The 21,765-nt window shown below is 60.7% G+C and carries 19 protein-coding genes; 18 read left to right on the top strand and 1 reads right to left on the bottom strand.

The genetic code is table 11. The features are described from left to right. From N0K08_RS06990 to slmA, 12 genes are all read left to right on the top strand, one after another. Entirely contained in the window at positions 1 to 723 is a 723-nt protein-coding gene (locus N0K08_RS06990) for an ABC transporter ATP-binding protein (RefSeq protein ID WP_261499381.1), read from the top strand. A gap of 125 nt (positions 724 to 848) precedes the next feature. Beyond that, a complete protein-coding gene (locus tag N0K08_RS06985) occupies positions 849 to 2,372 on the top strand; it encodes a glycosyltransferase family 61 protein (protein WP_261499380.1) in 1,524 nt (507 codons plus the stop codon). Between the two features lie 16 nt (positions 2,373 to 2,388). Then, entirely contained in the window at positions 2,389 to 3,117 is a 729-nt protein-coding gene (locus tag N0K08_RS06980; protein ID WP_261499379.1) for an LbetaH domain-containing protein, read from the top strand. A 23-nt stretch (positions 3,118 to 3,140) separates the two neighbouring features. Continuing rightward, on the top strand, positions 3,141 to 3,554 hold the full coding sequence (locus tag N0K08_RS06975) for a sugar 3,4-ketoisomerase (RefSeq protein WP_408642921.1): 414 nt from the start codon (positions 3,141 to 3,143) through the stop codon (positions 3,552 to 3,554). Then, positions 3,554 to 4,651: a DegT/DnrJ/EryC1/StrS family aminotransferase gene (locus N0K08_RS06970; RefSeq protein WP_261499377.1), complete on the top strand. Its 1,098-nt coding sequence runs from the start codon at positions 3,554 to 3,556 to the stop codon at positions 4,649 to 4,651. The genes N0K08_RS06975 and N0K08_RS06970 overlap by 1 nt, the downstream gene beginning before the upstream one ends. 131 nt (positions 4,652 to 4,782) lie before the next feature. After that, positions 4,783 to 6,237: a hypothetical protein gene (locus N0K08_RS06965; protein WP_261499376.1), complete on the top strand. Its 1,455-nt coding sequence runs from the start codon at positions 4,783 to 4,785 to the stop codon at positions 6,235 to 6,237. A gap of 91 nt (positions 6,238 to 6,328) precedes the next feature. Beyond that, positions 6,329 to 7,084, top strand: coding sequence for a glycosyltransferase family protein (locus N0K08_RS06960; protein ID WP_261499375.1), 756 nt, complete (start codon positions 6,329 to 6,331; stop codon positions 7,082 to 7,084). A gap of 218 nt (positions 7,085 to 7,302) precedes the next feature. Continuing rightward, positions 7,303 to 8,406, top strand: coding sequence for a glycosyltransferase family 4 protein (locus N0K08_RS06955; protein WP_261499374.1), 1,104 nt, complete (start codon positions 7,303 to 7,305; stop codon positions 8,404 to 8,406). Positions 8,407 to 8,512: 106 nt separating this feature from the next. Beyond that, a complete protein-coding gene (argB, locus tag N0K08_RS06950) occupies positions 8,513 to 9,403 on the top strand; it encodes an acetylglutamate kinase (RefSeq protein WP_261499373.1) in 891 nt (296 codons plus the stop codon). 46 nt (positions 9,404 to 9,449) lie between these two features. Then, complete coding sequence (locus tag N0K08_RS06945; protein ID WP_261499371.1) at positions 9,450 to 10,166, top strand: response regulator transcription factor; 717 nt, start codon at positions 9,450 to 9,452, stop codon at positions 10,164 to 10,166. A 45-nt stretch (positions 10,167 to 10,211) separates the two neighbouring features. Then, positions 10,212 to 11,633 (top strand): sensor histidine kinase, encoded by a 1,422-nt coding sequence (locus N0K08_RS06940; protein WP_261499370.1) that lies wholly within the window; start codon positions 10,212 to 10,214, stop codon positions 11,631 to 11,633. Between the two features lie 77 nt (positions 11,634 to 11,710). Then, positions 11,711 to 12,406 (top strand): nucleoid occlusion factor SlmA, encoded by a 696-nt coding sequence (slmA, locus tag N0K08_RS06935; protein ID WP_261499368.1) that lies wholly within the window; start codon positions 11,711 to 11,713, stop codon positions 12,404 to 12,406. An 81-nt stretch (positions 12,407 to 12,487) separates the two neighbouring features. On the opposite strand, the gene N0K08_RS06930 is transcribed toward slmA, so the two are convergent. Then, positions 12,488 to 13,909: a hypothetical protein gene (locus N0K08_RS06930; protein ID WP_261499366.1), complete on the bottom strand. Its 1,422-nt coding sequence runs from the start codon at positions 13,907 to 13,909 to the stop codon at positions 12,488 to 12,490. A gap of 197 nt (positions 13,910 to 14,106) precedes the next feature. Here N0K08_RS06930 and N0K08_RS06925 point away from each other — a divergent pair, with 197 nt between their 5' ends. From N0K08_RS06925 to N0K08_RS06900, 6 genes are all read left to right on the top strand, one after another. Further along, positions 14,107 to 14,778 (top strand): TetR/AcrR family transcriptional regulator, encoded by a 672-nt coding sequence (locus N0K08_RS06925; RefSeq protein WP_261499365.1) that lies wholly within the window; start codon positions 14,107 to 14,109, stop codon positions 14,776 to 14,778. Positions 14,779 to 14,831: 53 nt separating this feature from the next. Next, a complete protein-coding gene (locus tag N0K08_RS06920; RefSeq protein ID WP_261499363.1) occupies positions 14,832 to 16,628 on the top strand; it encodes an acyl-CoA dehydrogenase C-terminal domain-containing protein in 1,797 nt (598 codons plus the stop codon). A 50-nt stretch (positions 16,629 to 16,678) separates the two neighbouring features. Next, complete coding sequence (locus N0K08_RS06915) at positions 16,679 to 17,113, top strand: DUF2147 domain-containing protein (protein WP_261499362.1); 435 nt, start codon at positions 16,679 to 16,681, stop codon at positions 17,111 to 17,113. Positions 17,114 to 17,170: 57 nt separating this feature from the next. Beyond that, positions 17,171 to 19,615 (top strand): 3-hydroxyacyl-CoA dehydrogenase/enoyl-CoA hydratase family protein, encoded by a 2,445-nt coding sequence (locus N0K08_RS06910; RefSeq protein WP_261499361.1) that lies wholly within the window; start codon positions 17,171 to 17,173, stop codon positions 19,613 to 19,615. Positions 19,616 to 19,626: 11 nt separating this feature from the next. Further along, a complete protein-coding gene (locus N0K08_RS06905) occupies positions 19,627 to 20,823 on the top strand; it encodes an acetyl-CoA C-acyltransferase (RefSeq protein ID WP_261499360.1) in 1,197 nt (398 codons plus the stop codon). A 111-nt stretch (positions 20,824 to 20,934) separates the two neighbouring features. Then, on the top strand, positions 20,935 to 21,759 hold the full coding sequence (locus N0K08_RS06900; RefSeq protein ID WP_261499359.1) for an acyl-CoA thioesterase: 825 nt from the start codon (positions 20,935 to 20,937) through the stop codon (positions 21,757 to 21,759). Positions 21,760 to 21,765 lie beyond the last annotated feature (6 nt).

Below are 21,765 nucleotides of genomic sequence, written 5' to 3'. Positions count from 1 at the left end.
ATGACGCAATTGGATTTTAAGAACGTAACGATTCAATACCCTGTTTACAATACCCGCAGCATGTCTCTGCGGAATCAGATTGTGCGGATTGGTACGGGTGGTCGCATCGAAAGCGAAGCAGGCCATGTCAGCATCGTGACTGCGTTGAAAGACGTTTCGTTCTCCCTGAAAGAGGGCGATGCAGTTGCGCTGATTGGGCACAATGGCGCGGGCAAAAGCACAATGCTGCGTACGATGGCTGGCGTCTATGCGCCCACAGCCGGTGAGATTGTCCGCAAAGGCCGGGTCGCTACGGTTCTTGAGCTGGGGGCCGGAATGGATCCTGAGCTCACAGGCTATGAAAACATCGTTCGCATGAGTGTGCTGATGGGTGTCAGCATGCGGGAAATCAAGGAGCGCATCGCTGATATCGAAGAATTCACACAGTTGGGTGATTTTCTGAAGCTGCCGGTTCGAACATATTCATCGGGTATGGCGACGCGGTTGATGTTCGCTGTGACGACATCGACACGTCCCGATATTTTGCTGGTAGATGAAATATTTGGCACCGGCGATGCTGATTTTCAGGAGAAGGCAAAAAAACGGATGGAAGACTTGATTGAGTCCGTTGGAATATTTGTTTTTGCCTCGCATAACAATGCCCTTGTCAAGGGGTACTGCAATCGATTTTTCAGAGTGAACCACGGCGCGGTTGAGGAAATATCGCGAGATGATATTCCGTGAATCTCTTTGTTGATGACTCCGGTAGGCGGGCGTTCTATTTTTTTCTTGAGAATTGAAAATTCTCTGTAAGTGAAAAATGAAGAGCGGCAGCTGAAAAGGATTGAGGAATTTTGCTATTGATTTAGATGCTGAAAAAATTATATAAAGAATACCTGAGTCAATTCTATCTCGCCCGTCTTCTTCGCAGGTGTGTCGGAAAGACGCTGTGGGCTATTCGATGGAAGATGATCTACCCCACCAAGCGGGCGCTGTGGAGGGGTGCGCGTACTGCAATGGGCCGGTGCTCAATGTTTGCGGATCGTGTTCCACCGAGGGAAAAGTTTTTCTCGAAAAGACAATTGTCTTTATATGATTCGGCATCGGACTTTGTTTTTTCCGTATTGGGGAAGTTTTTGAATTTTCTGGTTGCGAAGATAGTGAAGCCTCTGGCAAGGCTGCTGATTCCTCGGCACATCAGGACCAGGCTGCGATCTTTGGGTTCTCAAGTAATTTTGCGAATATCAGGGCGTCGCCGTGATCTGAAGCTTGTGGCGCTTGGTGATGTCGCTGCGGCGCAGGAATCTGGGATCCAGGTAACGGTTTTCCCCGAAGGGGAGGTGGCTTGTGCAGTCCCTATGGTTTTTCCCGCATCGTTGAGGAATGATTTTCCATTGGGCGCGGAGAGTTATGTTTTCCCCGCAGTCTCTTTGGTTCAGCTTGAAAATGCCAGAATATCTGGATTGAGCAACCTGGTTGAGCTGAACGGTGAGGTGGTTCATCACGATCTTTATCGTTTTACCCATGACTACACTTCGGAAGAGCTGCATGGCCGGGTGCGGATATACCCAAAAAGAAAAATAATAAGAAAATTCGATTCAACAGATGTCCTGGATACGCTCGACTGCGCAGCTGTCTTTACAGACGCATGTGCTCCAAATTATGCCCACTGGCTGACTGAAGTTCTTCCTAGAATTCATGCGAGTGCGCAGTCGGGAATGGATGAGAACGTTCCATTCCTCATTGATTCAGGCTTGCATGCGAATATTATTTCATCGGCCCAATTGCTTGCTGGGAAGCATTCTTTGATAGAGGTGCAAAGAGGTCGGAGTGTCAACGTCAATAAACTGTATGTGGCGGGAGCCGCAGGTTACATACCATTCGATCGTCGACCTGTAAAGCAGGGTGGTCATGCGCACGGCATCTTCAGTCCATCGGCGCTGAAGTCAATGCGGGAAAATCTGTCTACCATGTTGGGATCGGCGGATGCGGATTATCCGAAAAAGATAATGCTGCGACGCAACTCCGGCGCACGAGCTATGAAGAATGAAGAGAGCTTGGCTGCTCTCCTGCAGGAGCAGGGCTTCTCAGTGGTTTATCCTGAAAAGCTTACGTTCTCACAGCAATTTCATTTGTTCTCGGGTGCTGAATGTGTTGTGGGTGCTACAGGCGCCGCGATGGCGAATCTTGTTTTTTGCCAGCCGTCCTGTCGCGTGATTATCTGTCTTTCGTCGCATAAAGAGCACAGCTTCGGGTACTGGAGAAATATGGCTTCTGCTGTTGGCAATGACGTCATTTATGTCATGGGACCGGTGGTCGGAGAGCGAAACCAGGGAATTCATGCGGATTTTGTGGTTGATGCTGGTGACGTTATTGCCGCTATAAATTATTGATAATATTGGAGTGTTGATGATTGATTCTACAGCGATCATATCGCCGGATGCGGTAATTGGTGAGGGCGTATCGATAGCGCCTTATTGTGTTATCGGAAATGCAGTCATTGGTAATAACTGTGTTTTGCACCCGCATGTTGTCATCGCTGATGGCGTGCGGCTGGAAGATGGCGTCGAGGTTTTTCCGGGGGCATTCTTGGGCAAGGAGCCCAAAGGTGCTGGAGCATTGGCGAGAAAGCCTGAGTTTGAGAAAAAACTCGTCGTAGGTCCAGGTTGTTCCATCGGGCCCCATGCCGTCATTTTCTATGATGTGGAGATCGGTGCAGGAACGCTGGTGGGCGATGGTGCTTCCATCCGTGAAAAATGCCGAATCGGTGCCTCGTGCATCTTGAGTCGCTATGTGACCGTCAACTACAATACTACCGTGGGTGATGGAACGAAAATCATGGATAACACGCATATCACCGGAAATGCGGTTATTGGTCGCAATGTATTCATCAGCGTGCTGGTTGGTACAGCCAACGATAATTTGATCAGGGCTGGATATGCCGATCATATAGTTGGCCCTGTTATCGAAGATGATGTTGTGATCGGTTTGGGTGCATCAATCTTGCCGAATGTGGTGATTGGCCAAGGCGCGACCGTTGCCGCAGCGGCAGTCGTTACAAGAAATGTGGCAGCACATACATTGGTCGCAGGCACTCCTGCGCGGTTCGTGCGAAATCTGGTGACGGATGAGAGCTGATTTTCTCAGTCATGGGTGAAAAAATGTCTATTGCAAAATGTAGTATTGTGGACCTGCCTCGGATACAAGATCCTCGAGGTAATTTGACATTTATCGAGGGATCGACGCATGTCCCATTTGATATTCAGCGGGTTTACTATCTGTATGACGTCCCTGGCGGGGCTGAGCGTGGCGGACATGCGCATAAGGCATTGCACCAGTTGATCATTGCCATCTCCGGGTCATTTGATGTGCATCTGGATGATGGCAAAGAGAAAAAGGTTTTTCACTTGAATAGAAGTTTTCAAGGGCTTTATGTTTGCCCCATGATGTGGCGTGAATTGAATAATTTTTCTTCTGGCGCAGTCTGCATGGTCGTCGCTTCCGAGAAGTACGACGAAGATGATTACTACAGAAATTATTCCGACTTTCTGGTCGATTGCAAAAAAGGTGTGTGATGGCAGTTTCTTTTCTTAACCTGAATCGTTTGAATTCTGAACTGCGATCCGGAATGGATGCCGCCTATGCGCGAGTCATGGACTCTGGCACATACATCATGGGCGCGGAACTTGAAGCTTTTGAGAAAGAGTTTGCCGCATATTCCAATGTGAGCCATTGTGTGGGTGTTGGTAACGGTCTGGACGCCTTGACCTTGTTGCTGCGGGCTTACGGCATTGGTGAGGGTGATGAAGTCATCGTCCCATCCAACACGTTTATTGCAACCTGGTTGGCTGTATCTCAGTGTGGAGCCAAGCCGGTTCCCGTCGAGCCTGACGCTGCCAGCCACAATCTGGACCCGAGCCTGATTGAAAAGGCTATTACACCCCGTACACGTGCCATCATGCCGGTCCATTTGTATGGGCAGGTTGCCGATATGGACCCTATCATGGAGATTGCCGGCCGCTTCGGTCTGGTGGTCATCGAAGATGCGGCGCAGTCCCAAGGCGCACTTTACAAAGGCCGACGAGCCGGCGGGTTGGGCCATGCTGCAGGCACGAGCTTTTACCCTGGCAAGAACCTGGGTGCCATGGGTGATGCCGGTGCCGTATTGACGAATGATGCCGCGATTGCAGATAAAGTCCGCAAGCTGAGAAACTATGGCTCAACGGTCAAATATGAGCATACGGAAGCAGGCTACAACTCCCGGCTGGATGAGTTGCATGCGGCTTTCCTGCGCGAGAAGCTGCGCGTGCTGGATTCATGGAATGCAAAGCGACGAGTTATCGCCAAGAAATATTCCGAAGCCTTGCGCGAAACAGGACTGACGCTGCCGCAGGAATCTGCCGGCGGCGGCGATGTCTGGCATCTTTACGTGGTGGCCACACCCCAGCGCGATGCGTTGCAGAAATTTCTGGCGGAGCGCGGTATCGTGACTGTGATTCACTACCCCAAGCCCCCGCACCGTCAAGGCTGCTATGTGGAGTATTCGGAAATTTCCTTGCCAATCGCTGAGCGTCTTGCTGGACAGGTCTTGAGTTTGCCCATGTCTCCGGATCTGACAGATGCGGAAGTGCAAGAGGTGATTGGCGCAGTGAAGGATTTTTTCCAGAAGTGAATCATCTGGAAAGTATGATGCCACTGCGTGAAAACGCCATTTCCTGATGGTGATCGAATGATGAGGTCGGTGCTTCATTGGTTTTCGAAAATAGCGGATTCATCGAGGCTATTGATTGATGAGGTACTGAGATGAGTTTTTCAAGATCAGAGGGAGGCCAGGGGCTTCACCATGAGATTGACCGTTTGATTTCAGCCGGTGATCTGGAGGCTGCGCTCAAGTATGTTGAAAATATTGTTGAGCGCGTCTTTTGCGAGCCGCTGAACACGGCGCAAATTTTTGGTGATCGTTTCCTCGATGCCTCGTGCGAGGAGATCGGGCGCTTGGCCTTGCGCGAGCGGGCAGCGTCAGGCGCTGCTGGCGCAACGCCCTCGCGTGGGGGTGTTGTTTTTATTGCGAGCAAACTGCAGGCTTCTGGTGGCCATACAGCAGTTTTGGCGGATATTGCCTGCCGGGTGAGAAGCCCCGTCACCATCGTCCTCACGGGCACAGTCGGGCCTACGGATGTCTCGGCAATCAAGCATGCGTTCAGAAATGCGCCAGCGGTGGAATTCGTTTGTGTTCCTCCTGGCAGTCGTTTAAGCAAGCTCCGCTGGTTGCAGTCCTTTCTGCTGGAAATCAGTCCGGACACTGTCTGGCTGGCCAATCATCATCAAGACAGCGTTGCCGTTTCTGCGGTTCAGCCTGGGCAGTCCTATGTGCTGAAATATTTGCATCATGGCGACCACCATCTCTGTCTTGGCGTTTTCCTTTCTTTTGGAGAGCATTATGATTTGCACTCCATGGGATTCTGGAATTGTCGTGATGGCTTGAAGAAACCAGACAACAAATATCTCCCTTTGATTGTTGCTGATCCGGGGGTGAGTTCTTCTGATGAACGCGAGTTTTCATCTTCGGCAATTGTCTCTTGCACTGCTGCAGGGAAAAACAAGATTGAGCATGCATATTGGCCAAATTATTCCGATGTGATCGCTGAGGTTCTGGAGAAGACCGGCGGGAGGCACATTCATGTGGGGCGCCTGAGCTGGTTTTATCGTTTGAAGATAAGACGCGCCATGGCCAGAAGAATGGTGCCGTTCAGTGCATTGGAATACATTCCTTATGTGCCCAGTGTTGCCAGATTCCTGCAGGAGCGTAAGGTGGATCTGTACCTTGCATCCTTCCCCTATGCCGGCGCTCGTACATCGGTGGAGGCCATGGCTGCGGGGGTGGCGATTGCGGGGCACGACCATTCTGAAAAAAGATTCTTGGGCGCGGTGGATATGCTGCCCACGGGCAGTTGCGTGTGGTCAACGCCGGATCAGTTGATCGATTTTCTCGCGGAAAATGACCGTGCCGCATTGATCCAGCGAGGCCGTCTGGCGAGAATGCACTACGAAAAGTATCATTCGCCTGAAAGCTTGATGCATGCGCTGGAATCCGGTGTGGGTGAGTCGGATTTTCCTCCGCGGCCATTATCAAAAAAGACGGATGAGTTGAATGCCGCTTTGCTGCGTTCCGCACAGTTTACTTTTCTAGGTGTCTTCAAGCGCAGGGGGCTGCGATATTTTCGTGCGCTCAAGGCCGCGCTGAGCAGGTTTCGCTGAGCGGAAATATAAAGCGTATAAAAATTGTTCGGTGTGAGATGGTGTGAATGAGCATGCTTGTGGCATGCGACGCCATGAAAAATTGAAATCTATGAACTCTCCTGTTGATGTGAATCCTTCCCTGGTGGTTTCTGTGATCAGCCACGGCCACGGGCGGATGGTGCAGGCCTTGCTGCAGGAAATCGCCGATGTGAGCGCTGGAGTGGTCACGCGGGTCGTTCTGACAATCAATTGCCCTGAGACCTTCCGCGTGGGCGAGGGTGAGTGGCCGTTTCTTCTTGAGTTGAAGTTCAATGAGCACCCTCTTGGGTTCGGCGCTAACCATAATGCTGCCCTGCAGGGCGCTACCGAGGATTTTCTTTGCGTGCTCAATCCTGATGTCCACCTTCTGGGAGCCGATCCCTTTGCCGCGCTGATGCAGGCGGCGGCGAATGGGGGCGAGGCCTGCTCCTACCCGACCCAGGTGGATGAACAAGGGAAAATTCAGGACAGCGAGAGGGCGCTGCCGACGCCACGGGCCTTGATGCGACGTCGGATATTGGGCCAAGCGGAAGCATGTGTGGATTGGGTCAATGCGGCATGCTTGATGTTTCCCCGCAGGCTATGGCAGGAGATTCGCGGATTTGACGAGTCCTACCATATGTATTGCGAAGATGTCGATTTGTGCATCAGGCTCCGGTTGGCGGGGTTTCAACTGAAGAAAGCGTCGTGCACTTTGCAGCATGCCGGGAGCCGTGCCAGCCACCGCCAATGGAACCATCTGCGATGGCATGTGGGTAGCTTGCTGCGCCTGTGGCAATCGCCGGCGTACAAGGCATACAAGAAAACCTTGTACGGCCGCACCTGATCCCTGCGGCGGAGCCAGTCCGCGCGGGTTGACGTTGTCAACCAAGGCGACTGACGGATTGGGCAATGCAGGCTGGTATGTGATCGGTATGGGCGGTCGCCTTGGCTGCCATCCGGGGCAATAATTTTATGAAATGGGCCTGTGGCGTCCGTGGTGTTCACGGGTGTTCTGGCGTACATTGTTTTGTTGGCGCCACAGGCGCATGGAATCGAAACTGAATGATCTGGTTATCTGCCACTGCTTTTTTTATTGCCCTGATCTCGGCGGGCCTGATCGTGCGCTGGTCACGCAATCACAGCGTGGTCTATGGCGAAGACATGCCGCAGCGCTTTCACCACGGGGATGTGCCGCGGATCGGTGGCATGGCGGTGCTGATTGCGCTGCTGCTGAGCTGGAGCGCCGGCATGGTGGCTACGGCGTTTCTGGGTGACCTGTCCGTGCTGCGGATGAAGCCGTGGGTGGGCTGGTTCATGCTGGCCATGCTGCCAGCGGTGCTCGGCGGCCTGGCGGAAGATCTGACGCAGCGCCTGTCGGTGCGTTACCGCTTGCTGCTGACGCTTTTTACCGGGGTTCTGGGCGTCGGTTTTCTGGGGCTGAGCGTGCCGCGTCTGGATTTGCCCGGGCTGGACGACTTGTTGGCCTGGGCGCCCTGGCTGGGGATGGCGATTGCCTTGCTGGCCATCGCCGGCCTGCCCCATGCGTTCAACATCATTGACGGCTACAACGGACTGGCGGGCATGGTGGCGATCATCGTCTGCCTGGCGCTGGCCCATGTGGCCTTGCAGGTCGGGGACCGTGCGCTGGCCGCCCTGCTGGTGAGCACGGCGGCAGCGACCGCTGGCTTTCTGATGTGGAATTACCCGCGCGGCATGCTGTTTGCCGGCGATGGCGGCGCCTATATCTGGGGCGTGGTGATTGCTTTCGCGAGCATTTTGCTGGTCCAGCGCCACAGCCTGGTGTCCCCGTGGTTTCCCATGCTGCTGCTGATCTATCCCGTATGGGAGACGGTCTTTTCCATTTACCGCAAGCTGGTGCGTGGCGTTTCGCCGGGCATGGCCGATGCGTTGCATTTCCATCAGCTGGTCTACCGGCGTATCGTCTGGGGCGTGTTCCATGACGATGAGTCGCGGCGGATGTTGATGCGCAACAACCGCACTTCGCCTTATCTCTGGACTTTTACGCTGCTCACGGTGCTGCCCGCGGTGCTGTTTTGGCGCAATACGCCGGTGCTGATCGCTTTTTGCTGCCTGTTCATCGTAAGCTACGTCTGTGCCTACCTGGCCATCGTGCGCTTCAAGGTACCGAGCTGGCTGCAGAAGTGAGCGGCTCTGTGGCCCGTGGTGTGCCCCAGCGCGCGCTGCGGCACTGCAGTTGCGGCACAATGCCCGGCTTGTTGTTTGATTACTTCCCCGCCCCACGGCCTGCACCATGAACGATATCCTCTCGATTGCCCCCCGCGACAAAGCCGAAATCCTCGCCCAAGCGCTGCCCTATATCCGCAAATTCCATGGCAAGACCATTGTGATCAAGTATGGCGGGAACGCCATGACCGATCCGGCCTTGCAGGCCGACTTCGCGGAAGATGTGGTGCTGCTCAAGTTGGTGGGGATGAATCCGGTGGTGGTGCACGGCGGCGGGCCGCAGATCGAAACGGCACTCAACCGTCTGGGCAAGAAGGGTGAGTTCATCCAGGGCATGCGCGTCACGGATGCCGAGACCATGGAAGTGGTCGAATGGGTGCTGGCCGGTGAGGTGCAGCAGGATATCGTCGGTCTGATCAACCAGGCGGGCGGCAAGGCTGTCGGTCTGACGGGCCGCGACGGTGGCCTGATCCGGGCGCAAAAGCTCAAGCTGATGGACAACAAGGACCCGAGCATCGAGCACGACCTGGGCCAGGTGGGTGACATCGTGGCGATCGATCCCAGCGTGGTGCGGGCATTGCAGGACGATGCCTTCATTCCGGTGATCAGCCCTATCGGCTTTGGTGAAGACAACGAAAGCTACAACATCAATGCCGACGTGGTGGCCAGCAAGCTGGCGACGGTGCTGCAGGCCGAAAAGCTGATGCTGTTGACCAACACCCCCGGCGTGCTGGACAAGGCCGGCAAGCTGCTGACCGATTTGACCGCACGCGAAATCGACGCGCTGTTTGCCGATGGCACGATTTCGGGCGGCATGCTGCCCAAGATTGCGGGCGCTCTGGACGCCGCCAAGGCCGGCGTCAACGCCGTGCACATCATCGATGGCCGCGTGCCCCATGCCATGCTGCTGGAGATCCTCACGGACCAGGCCTACGGCACCATGATCCGCAGCCACTGAGCGCGGATCCGGCCCCGCGGGGCCATGACTCCTTGGGGATTTGACGATGCGCTTGCTGCTGGTGGAAGACGATGTGATGGTGGCCAGCGGCATCAAGCTGGGTCTGAGCGATGCCGGCTATGCCGTGGACTGGGTAGGCAGCGCCGAACGCGCGCTGGAAGTGCTGGCGGGCGAATCGTTTGACCTGGCCGTGATCGACATCGGCCTGCCGGGCATGAGCGGCCTGGAGCTGACCCAGCGCCTGCGCCGCAGCAGCATGGACAGCGCGGCCATGCCTATCCTGATCCTCACCGCCCGCGATGCGCTGCAAGACCGGGTGCAAGGCCTGGACATGGGCGCGGACGATTACATGGTCAAGCCTTTCGAGCTGCCCGAGTTGTTGGCGCGGCTGCGCGCACTGGCGCGCCGTTCCCAGGCCGCGACCACGGCGGTGCTGACGTTCGGGCCGCTGGAGCTCGACACGGCCGCCCGCTGCGCGGGAGCCCGCGTGGCCGATGATTCCCCCGAAGGCAGCCACCTCCAGCCCATGGACCTGGGGCCGCGCGAGTGGACCGTGCTGGAATACCTGTTGATCCATGCGCCCAAGCCGGCCAGCAAGGACAAGCTGCTGCAGGCCTTGACCGGCTGGGACAAGGAGATCACGCCCAACGCCGTCGAAGTCTACGCTTCGCGGCTGCGCGGCAAGATCGAGCCGTATGGCGTGGCCTTGCGCTCCATTCGCGGCTTTGGCTACCGGCTGGAGTTGCTTGCGGCCGTCCCGTGAAGGGATGGCGCCGCCTTTGCGACCAGGCCGTGAGGGTGGCCCGCGATGACCTCTAACCTGCGCTTTCGCCTGCTGCTGCTGCTGGTGCTGCCGCTGAGCGTGCTGGCCTTGATGGGCTCATGGTTTGCCTACCGTTCGGCCGAAGCCGCCGGAGGCCAGCATGACCAGCGGCTGATGCGCATGCTGCCGTCGCTCGCGGACGCCGTTCTGGCCCCGCCCATGACCCCCCAGGTCCCGCCTTTGGTCATGCTGCCGCAGGTGGTGGAAGATTTCTTGCGCCAGCGCCAGAACGACGCAGGCTATGCCATTGCCGACCTCAAGGGCCGGGTGCTGGCGGGCGACACCTGGATTCGTGTGGTGGTGCCCAGTACCTCCGTGGCCGAGTTCCACAGCCAGGAATTTGGCGGGATCACTTACCGCGTGGCCGTGCTGCGCACCGAGACGGCGGGCGCGGGTGAGATGGTGGTGGCGCTGGCCGACGGCTCGGATATACGCCTGCAATGGGCGCAGCAACTGCTGCTGCGGGTCTTGCTGCCGAATGTGTTGCTGATCGCGGCGGCGGCCGTGGCCATCTACTGGTCGGTGCGCCAGGCATTCGAGCCGCTGGTGGCGCTGGCGGATGCCGTGGAGCGCCGTTCGCCGCGCGACCTGAGTCCCATTGACGAGGCGGCCTCACCCGATGAAGTGCGGCCGCTGGTGCGCTCGCTCAACCGGTTGTTCGGCCTGGTCGATGCCCAGGCCCAGGGGCAACGGCGCTTTGTCGCCGATGCGGCCCACCAGTTGCGCACGCCGCTGGCGGCCTTGCAGGCGCAGGTGGAGGCCTGGGCGCTGATGGTGCAGGCGGCGCCGGCGAGCGGGCCCAAGGAGCGCACGCTGGTCCTGAGTGAAACGCAGATCAATCAGCTGCGCGATGCCACGCGCCGCACTTCGCAGCTGGCGCGCCAGCTGCTGGCGCTGTCGCGTGCCGATGCGCGCCAGGCCGAAGTGCAGCCCCTGCAACGGGTGGACCTCAAGGATCTCAGCGAGAGCCTGCTGGAAATATTCTTCGAGCAGGCTTCGGCCAAGGGCATCGACTTCGGCCTGGAAGTCGAGCCGGCCAGCGTCTGGGGCCATGCCTGGCTGCTGCGCGAACTGTGGAGCAATCTGGTGGACAACGCGCTCAAGTACACCCCGGAAGGCGGGCGTGTGACGCTGCGCTGCGGAGTGGGGGAGGGCGGTGCGTTTCTCGAAGTGGAAGACGATGGCCCGGGCGTGCCCGAAGCCGAGCGCGAACGCATATTGCAGCGGTTTTACCGCGTGCCCGGAGCCAGCGGCGAAGGCTCGGGCCTGGGTTTGTCGATTGCCGATGAGATTGCCCAGTTGCACCAGGCACGGCTGGTGCTGGGCGAAGGCAGCGGTGGCGCGGGCCTGCGGGTGGTGCTGTCGTTTCCGCCCGAACCGACCGTTCCTGCGGGGCAGAAAGTGTAAATAACCTCCAGGGGGAAAACAGTAGGACAGGATGGCAGGTGGCTGTGAGAGAATTATTTACAAATTCCTGATTGCCTATGTCCGAGTCTGAAGTCTTGTCCCCCCCTTCCGTATCTGCTGACGGCGTCGGCGCCAGCGATGTTTCCTTCGCTGCAGCCGCGCCTGTGGCCCGTAAACGCCCCAAGCCGGGCGAGCGGCGCGAGCAGATTCTGCAAGCGCTGGCCGCCATGCTGGAGAAGCCGGGGGCCGAACGCATCACCACCGCCTCTCTGGCCGCGCACCTGCAGGTGAGCGAGGCTGCGCTGTACCGCCACTTCGCCAGCAAGGCGCAAATGTTCGAAGGCCTGATCGACTTTGTCGAGCAGTCGGTCTTCACGCTGGTGCAGCAAATCGTCGGCCGGGAGATTCCCGATCCGGACCAGCCGCCGGCCGATGGTGCACGCCAGGCCGCGCGGGTGATTGCCTTGGTGCTGCAGTTTGGCGAACGCAACCCGGGCATGGCGCGGGTGATGGTGGGCGACGCTCTGGTGTTCGAGCACGAACGCCTGCAGCAGCGCATGAACCAGTTCTTCGAACGCATTGAGTCCACGCTGCGCCAATGCCTGCGCCCGGCTGCCGATGCGCGCGGCTCGGTCACGCCGTCGGTCGATGCGCAGGTCGCAGCCAGCGTGCTGACGTCGTTTGCGCAGGGACGGCTGCAGCGGTTTTGCCGCTCGGGCTTTCGCCGCCTGCCGACCGAGTACCTGGAAGAGAGCCTGGCGCTGATGCTGTAAAAAAGCGCCGCCCTGAGCGGCTTGCGCCGCTGCCCTCTTGCTGGGCCGCGCCAGTTTCGTCGGCATTGGGTTGTTGCGCGGTCAGCCCAGCGTGCAGTTGGCGCGCACGCTTTGCAGGTAGATGTCGGAGCCCTGGTTCTTGCCTTTGTCTTCCCAGGTCAGCAGGGTCTGGCCCGAGGGCGAGGTCCTGATGCTCAGGCGTGACTTGTCCGAAGGCCGCGTGGAGACGGCAAACTGCGGGCACAGCGCGGCGCCCGTGGCGTCGAGCTTCACGGCCTGGATGCTGTCCTGGCCTGTGGCCTCGACCTGGACCCAGAAGGCCAGCGTGCCATCCGCGACGGCGACGCTGCGTACGTTGGAGGGCTGCTGTTCCCCCAGAGCAAGAATGGGCAGGCCTGTTTCTCCCCATTGGCGCGCGCCACGGGCATCGAGCTTTTGCGCATACACGCCGCGCTGGAACTGCTTCTCGGCGCTGTCGAGCTCGGTCCACAGCAGCGTGATTTCGCCCGTGCCGGGCTGATAGGAGAGCGACGGCTCCATGCGTGCCTGTTGCGGGTGGGTGGATACGGCCACGCCGTTGTGCGCAAAGGCCTGGCTGCCATTGGCCTGGATGTGCTGGGCGTAGACCTGCATTTTCGGCGCGATGCTGTACCAGGCGAATACCGCGCCGCCGCGGCCGTCCAGTACGAAGCGTGGGAAATTGCCTTGTTGCAGGGAGCCGCCATCGAAGACCTTGACATGGTTCGGGCCCCACAGCAACTGCCCGCTGGCGGAGATCTTGTTGGCGTAGAGGTGCTTCGCGCCTGAGAACCCACGGCTGCGCACGAAGGACACGATGACGCTGCCGTCATCGGTGGCCTGCAGGTCGGCCAGGGTGTAGGCGTAATTGGGCTCGATGAGCAAAAAATCCAGCGCGGCGCCCGAGGTCGTTTTCCACACGGGTTGGCCCTGGGGGTCGAGCTTGCGCAGGCGCACGGTGTTTTCCGTATCCGTACTCCAGCCGACGACCGCATGCCCATCGGGCAGCAGGGCCACATGCGGCGCATGGCCTGAGGGGGCCGTGAAGGTTTTCCACAGCGGCTTGCCGCTGGTACTGATCTTGGTGGCGGCAATGGCGCGCGCCGGTGCGCTGGTGCTGTCGTCCTGGAAGCTCAGCAGGGCATGGCCTTGTGCGTCGCTCGCCAGGCCGTAGTCTTCGGTCCAACCGACGCCGAGTTTGGCCACCTGGACGCCCTGGTGCGCAAACTGTTCCCTGCCATCCGGGCCCAGGCGCTGCAGGTAGACGTCATAGCCGTGGGGCGCGGCGCGTTGCGGGTGGAGGCCGAACCAGCTGAGCCACCAATGGCCGTCGGCGGCGGCGGCAAGCAGCGGCTGCACCTGCGCGGCACCGGGGACGTTGGCGATGGCGTTGTTTTTCTGCGGGTCGGTGCTCCATTGGCCCCAGGCGCTGGCAGACAGCCACAGCGCCAAGGAAGCGGTCACCCAATGAAGAGGTCGTGTCATGGTCATTCCTTTCATGCCCATAGCAGCGGGGCAAAAATATTTCAGCATGCTCCTGGATGGGCGCAGGCTTTTGCCCCTGCCGCTGCGGTCGGCATCTGCTGGCGGCAGGCGCCGAACTAGGTGTTTTCCCGTGTGGTGGATTGAGGTCGCGGAGTTTTGACGCAAAATAGAACGAACGTTCGTTTTATTTGATTGCCATGTCTTCTTCTTTCGCCCCGCTGGACAGCCAGCCCTCCGCTCGCAGTATTGGTCGGGGGCTGCACAAGGGGCAGCAAACCAAGGCCCATATCCTGGATGCGGCCCTGCACCTGGCGTCGCAGGCGGGCCTCGAAGGCCTGTCCATAGGCGCGCTGGCCGCGGCCACGGGCATGAGCAAGTCCGGCGTCTTTGCCCATTTCGGCTCGCGCGAAGAGCTGCAGATTTCCGTCATCCGCGAGTACCACCAGCGCTTCGAGCAGGAAGTGTTCTTCCCGGCCATGCAGGCGCCACGCGGTCTGCCGCGCCTGCGCGCGCTGTTCGACCTGTGGATGAAGCGCACTTCGGTCGAGCTGGATTCGGGCTGCATCTACATCAGCGGCGCGGTCGAGTTCGACGACCGCAGCGGGCCGGTGCGCGATGCGCTGGCCGACTCGGTCATGGTCTGGCATGCGGCCATGCGACGCACCATTGTGCAATGCCGGGAGCGTGGTGACTTACGCGCGGATGCGGATGAAGCCCAATTGCTTTTTGAGGTCCATGGGCTCATTCTGGCCTTGCATTACGAAGCCCGTTTTCTGCGCGTCGACGGCGCGCTGCAACTGGCGCGGCAAGGCTTCGAGAACGTTTTGACGCGCTACAGCATCGCACCAGCCCTGGAGTCCGGCCGCTGACACTGCGGCGACCGGACGAATGAATACAAACCACCATCGATAGGAGACGACACATGCCCAGCTATAACCCGCCCTTGCGTGACATGCAGTTTTTGTTGCACGAGGTGTTCCAGGTCACGAATGAGTTCAAGGCCATGCCCAGGCATGCCGAGGTCGATGCCGACACCATCAATGCCGTGCTCGAAGAGGCGGGCAAGTTCGCGGTCAATGTGACGTTTCCGCTGAACATCAGCGGTGACGAAGAGGGTTGCACGCTGGACAAGACGACCCATGCGGTGACCACGCCCAAGGGCTTCAAGCAGGCCTATGCCCAGTTTGTCGAAGGCGGCTGGGCGGCGCTGAGCTGCGATCCTGCCTACGGCGGCCAGGGCCTGCCGTTTGTGGTCAACCAGTGCCTGTATGAAATGCTCAACAGCGCCAACCAGGCCTGGACCATGTACCCGGGTCTGTCGCATGGCGCCTACGAGGCCTTGCACGCCTACGGTACCGACGCGCAAAAGCAGCTGTACCTGCCCAAGCTGACCAGCGGCGAGTGGACCGGCTCCATGTGCCTGACCGAGTCGCATTGCGGCACCGATCTGGGCCTGTTGCGCACCAAGGCCGAGCCGCTGCCCGACGGCAGCTACAAGCTCACGGGCAACAAGATCTTCATCAGCGCCGGCGAGCATGACTTCACGAGCAACATCGTGCACCTGGTGCTGGCCCGCCTGCCCGATGCGCCAGTGGGCTCCAAGGGCATCAGCCTGTTTGTCGTGCCCAAGTTCCTGGTGAATGCCGATGGCAGCCTGGGCGAGCGCAACCCGATTTTCTGCGGCGGCCTGGAGCACAAGATGGGCATCCATGGCAATGCCACGGCCCAGCTCAACCTCGACGGCGCCGTGGGCACGCTGGTGGGCCAGCCCAACAAGGGCCTGGCCGCGATGTTCGTGATGATGAATGCCGCGCGCCTGGGCGTGGGCAACCAGTCGCTGGGCCTGACCGAAGTGGCGTTCCAGAACGCGCTGGCCTATGCCAAGGACCGCCTGCAAATGCGCAGCCTGTCGGGCACCAAGGCCAAGGACAAGCCGGCCGACCCCATCATCGTCCATCCCGACGTGCGCCGCATGCTGCTCACGGCCAAGGCCTATGCCGAAGGCGGGCGCGCGCTGTCGACGTTCTGCTCGGTGCTGATCGACAAGGAGCTGCACCACCCTGACGAGAAGGTGCGCCAGAACAGCGCCGAACTGGTCGCGCTGCTGACCCCCATCGTCAAGGCCTTCCTGACCGACAACGGCTGGACCGCGACCACCATGAGCCAGCAGGTCTATGGCGGCCACGGCTTCATCAAGGAATGGGGCATGGAGCAGTTTGTGCGCGACGCGCGCATCAACATGATTTACGAAGGCACGAACGGCATCCAGGCGCTGGACCTGCTGGGCCGCAAGGTGCTGGGCAATCAGGGTGCGAGCTTGAAGAAATTCGGCAAGCTGGTGGGCCAGCTGGTGGAAGAAGAAGGCGTCAACGAGAAGATGGCCGAGTTCATCAATCCCATCGCCATGCTGGGCGAGCAGATGACCAAGTTCACCACCGAAATCGGCTTCAAGGGCATGCAAAACCCCGACGAAGTCGGCGCGGCTTCGGTCGACTACCTGCGCGTGGCCGGCCATCTGGTGTTCGGCTATCTGTTTGCGCGCATGGCCCAGGTGGCGCTGCGTGAAATCGCGGCCGGCAACGCCGACCCGTTCTACCTGGCCAAGCTGCAGACCGCGCGTTTCTACTTCGCCAAGCTGTTCCCTGAGACCGCGACGCTGATGCGTACGGCGCGCGCGGGCAGCCGGGTGCTGATGGACAGCGACGCGGCCCTGGCCTGAGGCCGCCGCCACTCGACGAACTTTTGCCTGTTCTTTCCAGGAGGTGCCGTATGTTCAAAGCTTTTGCCACGTTGGTCTGCATGGCCATCACCGCGCCCGCCTGGGCGCAGATGTCGCCCGTGGGCCTGTGGAAATCGGTAGACGAAAAGACCCATGAGCCCAAGTCCGAGATCCGCATCAGCGAGCAGGGCGGAGGGCTCAGCGGGCGCATAGAGCGGCTGCTGCGCAAGGGGGCCGACCCGGCGGCGCTGTGCACGGCCTGCACCGACGAGCGCAAGGACCAGCCCATGGTCGGACTGGAAATCATCCGCGGCGCAAAAAAGGCCGAAGGCAAGGACGTCTGGGAAGACGGCAAGATTCTCGATCCTGAAAGCGGCAAGTCCTACACCCTGCGCATGACGCCTATCGACGGCGGCAGCAAGCTCGACGTGCGCGGCTCCTTCGGGCCGTTCGGGCGCACCCAGACCTGGGTCCGCGTTCAATAAGTCCCCTTGCTTCAGATCCGCCTGCGCTGCAGGCGGGTGCATTACATGGAACCCAAGATGTCACGATTTCCTGTGAAGAAAGTCGCCGTGCTCGGCGCTGGTGTGATGGGCGCGCAGATCGCCGCCCATCTGGTCAATGTCAAGGTGCAGGTCATTCTGTTCGACCTGCCGGCCAAGGAAGGATCCAAGAGCGCCATCGCCGAAAAAGCGATCGCCAATCTGAAGAAGCTCAAGCCTTCGCCCCTGGGTCTGGCGGATGACGCCGAACTGATTCAGCCCGCGAACTACGAAGAGCACATGAAGCTGCTCAAAGGCTGCGATCTGGTGATCGAGGCCATTGCCGAGCGCATGGACTGGAAGACCGACCTGTATCACAAGATCGCGCCCTTCGTCGCCAAGCACGCCATCCTGGCCAGCAACACGTCGGGCCTGTCCATCACCCAGCTCAGTGAAGCCCTGCCCGAAGCCATGCGCGCGCGCTTTTGCGGCATCCATTTCTTCAACCCGCCGCGCTATATGCAGCTGGTGGAACTGATCGCCACGCCGGGCACCGACGCCCATGTGGTCGACCAGCTCGAAGCTTTTGTCACCAGCGTGCTGGGCAAGGGCGTGGTGCGCGCCAAGGACACGCCCAACTTCATCGCCAACCGCATCGGCATCGCCGGCATGCTGGCGACGATGAAGGAGGTGGAGAAATTCGGCCTGAGCTACGACGTGGTCGACGACCTCACGGGCAAGAAGCTGGGCCGCGCATCGAGCGGCACCTTCCGCACCGCCGACGTGGTGGGCCTGGACACCATGGCCCATGTGATCAAGACGCTGCAGGACAACCTGACTGCCGAGACCGACCCGTTCTACGACAGCTTTGCCACGCCGCCCGTGCTGCAAAAGCTGCTGGCGCTGGGCAATCTGGGGCAAAAGACCGGAGCCGGCTTCTACAAGAAAGTCGGTCGCGACATTCTGCGTTTCGAGCTGGAAAGCGAAGACTATGTACCCGGCGGGCAGAAGGCCGACGAGGTCTATGCGCGCATGCTGAAGAAACCGGCGGTCGAGCGCCTGAAGCTCTTGCGCAACGCCGAAGGCGCGGCTGGCCAGTTCCTCTGGGCTATCTTGCGCAACAGCTTCCACTACGCGGCCGTGCACCTGGAAAGCATTGCCGAGAGCGCGCGCGACGTCGACCAGGCCATGCGCTGGGGCTTTGGCATGCGCCAGGGTCCGTTCGAGCTGTGGCAGGAAGCGGGCTGGCTGGAAGTGGCCAAGATGGTCCAGGAAGACATCGATGCAGGCAAGGCATTGAGCCGCGCGCCGCTGCCGGCCTGGGTCTTCGCCGGTCCGGTGGCCGAGGCGGGCGGCGTGCACCAGGCCCAGGGGTCGTGGAGCCCGGCAAAGCAGCAGTTCGTGCCGCGCCGCAGCTTGCCGGTCTATGCGCGCCAGATCTTTCCCGAGCGCCTTCTGGGCGAGGCCGGAGAGGGCTTCGAAACCGCGGGCACGACGATCAGCGAGACCGATGCGCTGCGCGTCTGGACTTTGGATGCGGCCGGCCCAGGTGCGGCCGGCCCAGGCGCGGCCGAAGGCGAAGGCCGCGTGCTGATTGCCAGCATCAAGAACAAGATGCACGCCATCAGCCCGGCCGTGATGGAAGGGCTGATGGAAGCGCTGGAGCTCGCCGAGTCCGAATATGCGGCCATGGTGATCTGGTCGGGCGATGCGCCATTCAGCGTGGGCGCCGACCTGCAGGCCACCATGCCGGCCTTTGTGGTTGGCGGCGCGGACGCGGTGGAAAGCATTGAGCAGGAGCTGCAGCAGCTGATGCTGCGCCTGCGCTATGCCCAGGTGCCCGTGGTTGCGGGCATCCACGGCATGGCGCTGGGCGGCGGCTGCGAGCTGGCCGTGCACTGCGCGCGCCGCGTGGCGCACATGGAAAGCTATATGGGCCTGGTCGAAGTCGGCGTGGGCCTGGTGCCGGGCGCGGGCGGCCTGACCTATATCGCGCGCCGCGCGGCTGAAAACGCCGCCAAATCCACGGGCAAGGACTTGCTGCCCTTCCTGACCGAAGGCTTCACGGCCGCGGCCATGGCCAAGGTCGGCACCAGCGCGCTGGAATCGCGCCAGTTGGGCTATCTGCTGGAAAGCGACCTGGTTGTCGCGCACAAGGACGAAGTGCTGTTCGTCGCGCTCAACGAAGCCCGGGCCCTGGCCGCGGGCGGCTGGCGTGCGCCGCACAAGCGGCTGTTCCCGGTCGCCGGGCGCAGCGGCATCGCGACCATCCGCGGCTCGCTGGTCAATATGCGCGACGGCGGCTTCATCAGCGACCACGACCAATACATCGCGACGCTGATCGCGCAAGTGGTCTGCGGCGGCGATGTCGACGCGGGCACGCTGGTCAGCGAGGAGTATTTGATGCAGCTCGAGCGCAAGGCGTTTTGCGGCCTGATTGCCCATCCCAAGAGCCAGGAGCGCATCCTCGGGATGCTGTCGACCGGCAAACCTTTGCGGAACTGAAGGAATAGAACATGAAACAGATCCAGGACGCCTACATCGTTGCCGCCACGCGCACGCCCATCGGCCGCTCGCACAAAGGCTTTTTCCGCAACTACCGCCCCGACGACCTGCTGGCCCAGACGCTCAAGAATGCGCTGGCCCAGGTGCCGGGGCTGGACCCGGCCAGCATCGAGGACATCATCTGCGGCTGCGCTATTCCCGAAGCCCAGCAGGGGCTGAACGTGGCGCGCATCGCGGCCGTGCTCGCGGGCCTGCCGACCAGCGTGGGCGGCATCACCGTCAACCGCTTTTGCGCTTCGGGCCTGTCGGCCGTGCAAATGGCCGCCGACCGTATCCGCGTGGGCGAAGCCGACGTGATGATTGCCGCGGGCGTGGAAAGCATGAGCATGGTGCCGATGATGGGCAATGCGCCCAGCCTGTCGCCCAGCATCTTCGCGCGCGATGGCGACGTGGGCATTGCCTACGGCATGGGCCTGACCGCCGAGAAGGTGGCCCAGCAATGGAAGGTCAGCCGCGAAGCCCAGGACGCGTTCGCGCTGGCCTCGCACCAGAAGGCACTGGCCGCCCAGGCCGCGGGTGCGTTTGCCGACGAGATCACGCCCATCGAAGTCACGGACCGCGCGCTGAACCTCGCGACGGGCGAAATCGCGCTCAATACGCGCATGGTGTCGCTGGACGAGGGCGCGCGCCCCGACACCAGCCTCGAAGGCCTGGCCAAGCTGCGCACGGTGTTCGCCGCGCGCGGCTCGGTCACGGCCGGCAACAGCTCGCAGACCAGCGACGGCGCGGGCGCATTGATTCTGGCCAGCGAGTCGGCCATCCAGCGCTACGGCCTGACGCCGCTGGCGCGTTTCGTGAGCTTTGCCAGCAAGGGCGTGCCGCCGGCCATCATGGGCATAGGCCCCATCGAGGCCATTCCCGCGGCGCTGCGCTACGCCGGCCTGCGCCAGCAGGACATCGACTGGTACGAGCTCAACGAAGCGTTTGCTGCCCAGTCGCTGGCCGTGATCAACACCCTGGGCCTGGACCCGTCCAAGGTCAATCCCATGGGCGGCGCGATTGCCCTGGGCCATCCGCTGGGCGCGACGGGCGCGATCCGCGCGGCGACGGTGGTGCATGCGCTGCGCCGCAACAAGCTGAAGTACGGCATGGTGACCATGTGCGTGGGCATGGGGCAGGGCGCTGCCGGAATTTTTGAATCTGTTTGAACCGTGTTGCGCAGCGGTGCTGGCGCTGTATGCTGAGATGGCTTTCGCATCGCTGGGTGGCCGTCGCCAAGACGACGGCCACCGGCACTTCTTCAGCGCACACTTGGCTCTATGACCATGACACATCCTCTTGATTTGGCCTTGCAATTGCAATCGACGTCCAGCGGCCAGTACGAAGGACACACCAGCCCCGGCTACTGGAACATGGTGGGGCCGTTTGGCGGCATCACCGCGGCCGTGCTCGTCAAGGCCGTGATGGACCATCCGGACCGGCTGGGCGAGCCACTGTCGCTCACGGTGAACTATGCGGGCGCGCTCACGGCCGGCCCCTACACCTTGCAGGTCACGCCGGTGCGTACCAATCGCTCGACCCAGCACTGGACGCTGTCGGTGTTGCAGACCGATGGTGAAGGCAATCTGGTGGTGACGACGACGGCGACCGTGGTGACGGCCGTGCGCCGCGAGACCTGGAGCGTCTCCGATGAGCCCATGCCCGAAGTCGCCGCGCCTGGCGATTTACCGCGCATAGAACCGGGCTTTGGCGTGGAGTGGCTGCAGCGTTACGAAATGCGCCAGGTGCAGGGCGGCGTGCCCAAGGACTGGGACGGCTCGACCAGCCCCAGCCTGTCGCAGCTGTGGATGCGCGACAACCCACCGCGTCCGCTCGATTTCCCCGCGCTGGCCGCGTTGGCCGATGTCTTTTTCCCCCGCGTCTGGCTGCGCCGCGCGCGCCAGGTGCCGGCCGGCACGGTGTCCATCACCGTCTACTTCCACGCCAGCCAGGACCAGCTGCAGACCACGGGCACGGGCTATGTGCTGGGCCAGGCCCGGGGCCAGGAGTTTCGCAACGGATTTTTCGACCAGACAGCCCGTTTGTGGAACGAGGCCGGCTATTTGCTCGCCACCAGCCACCAGATTGTTTATTTCAAGGAATGAGCCGCG

It is taken from the genome of Acidovorax bellezanensis, assembly GCF_025421555.1.
GTDB classification, from domain to species: domain Bacteria; phylum Pseudomonadota; class Gammaproteobacteria; order Burkholderiales; family Burkholderiaceae_C; genus Comamonas; species Comamonas bellezanensis.
The sequence above is the reverse complement of the archived record's forward strand: the minus strand, read 5'-3'. Positions and strand labels throughout refer to the sequence as shown.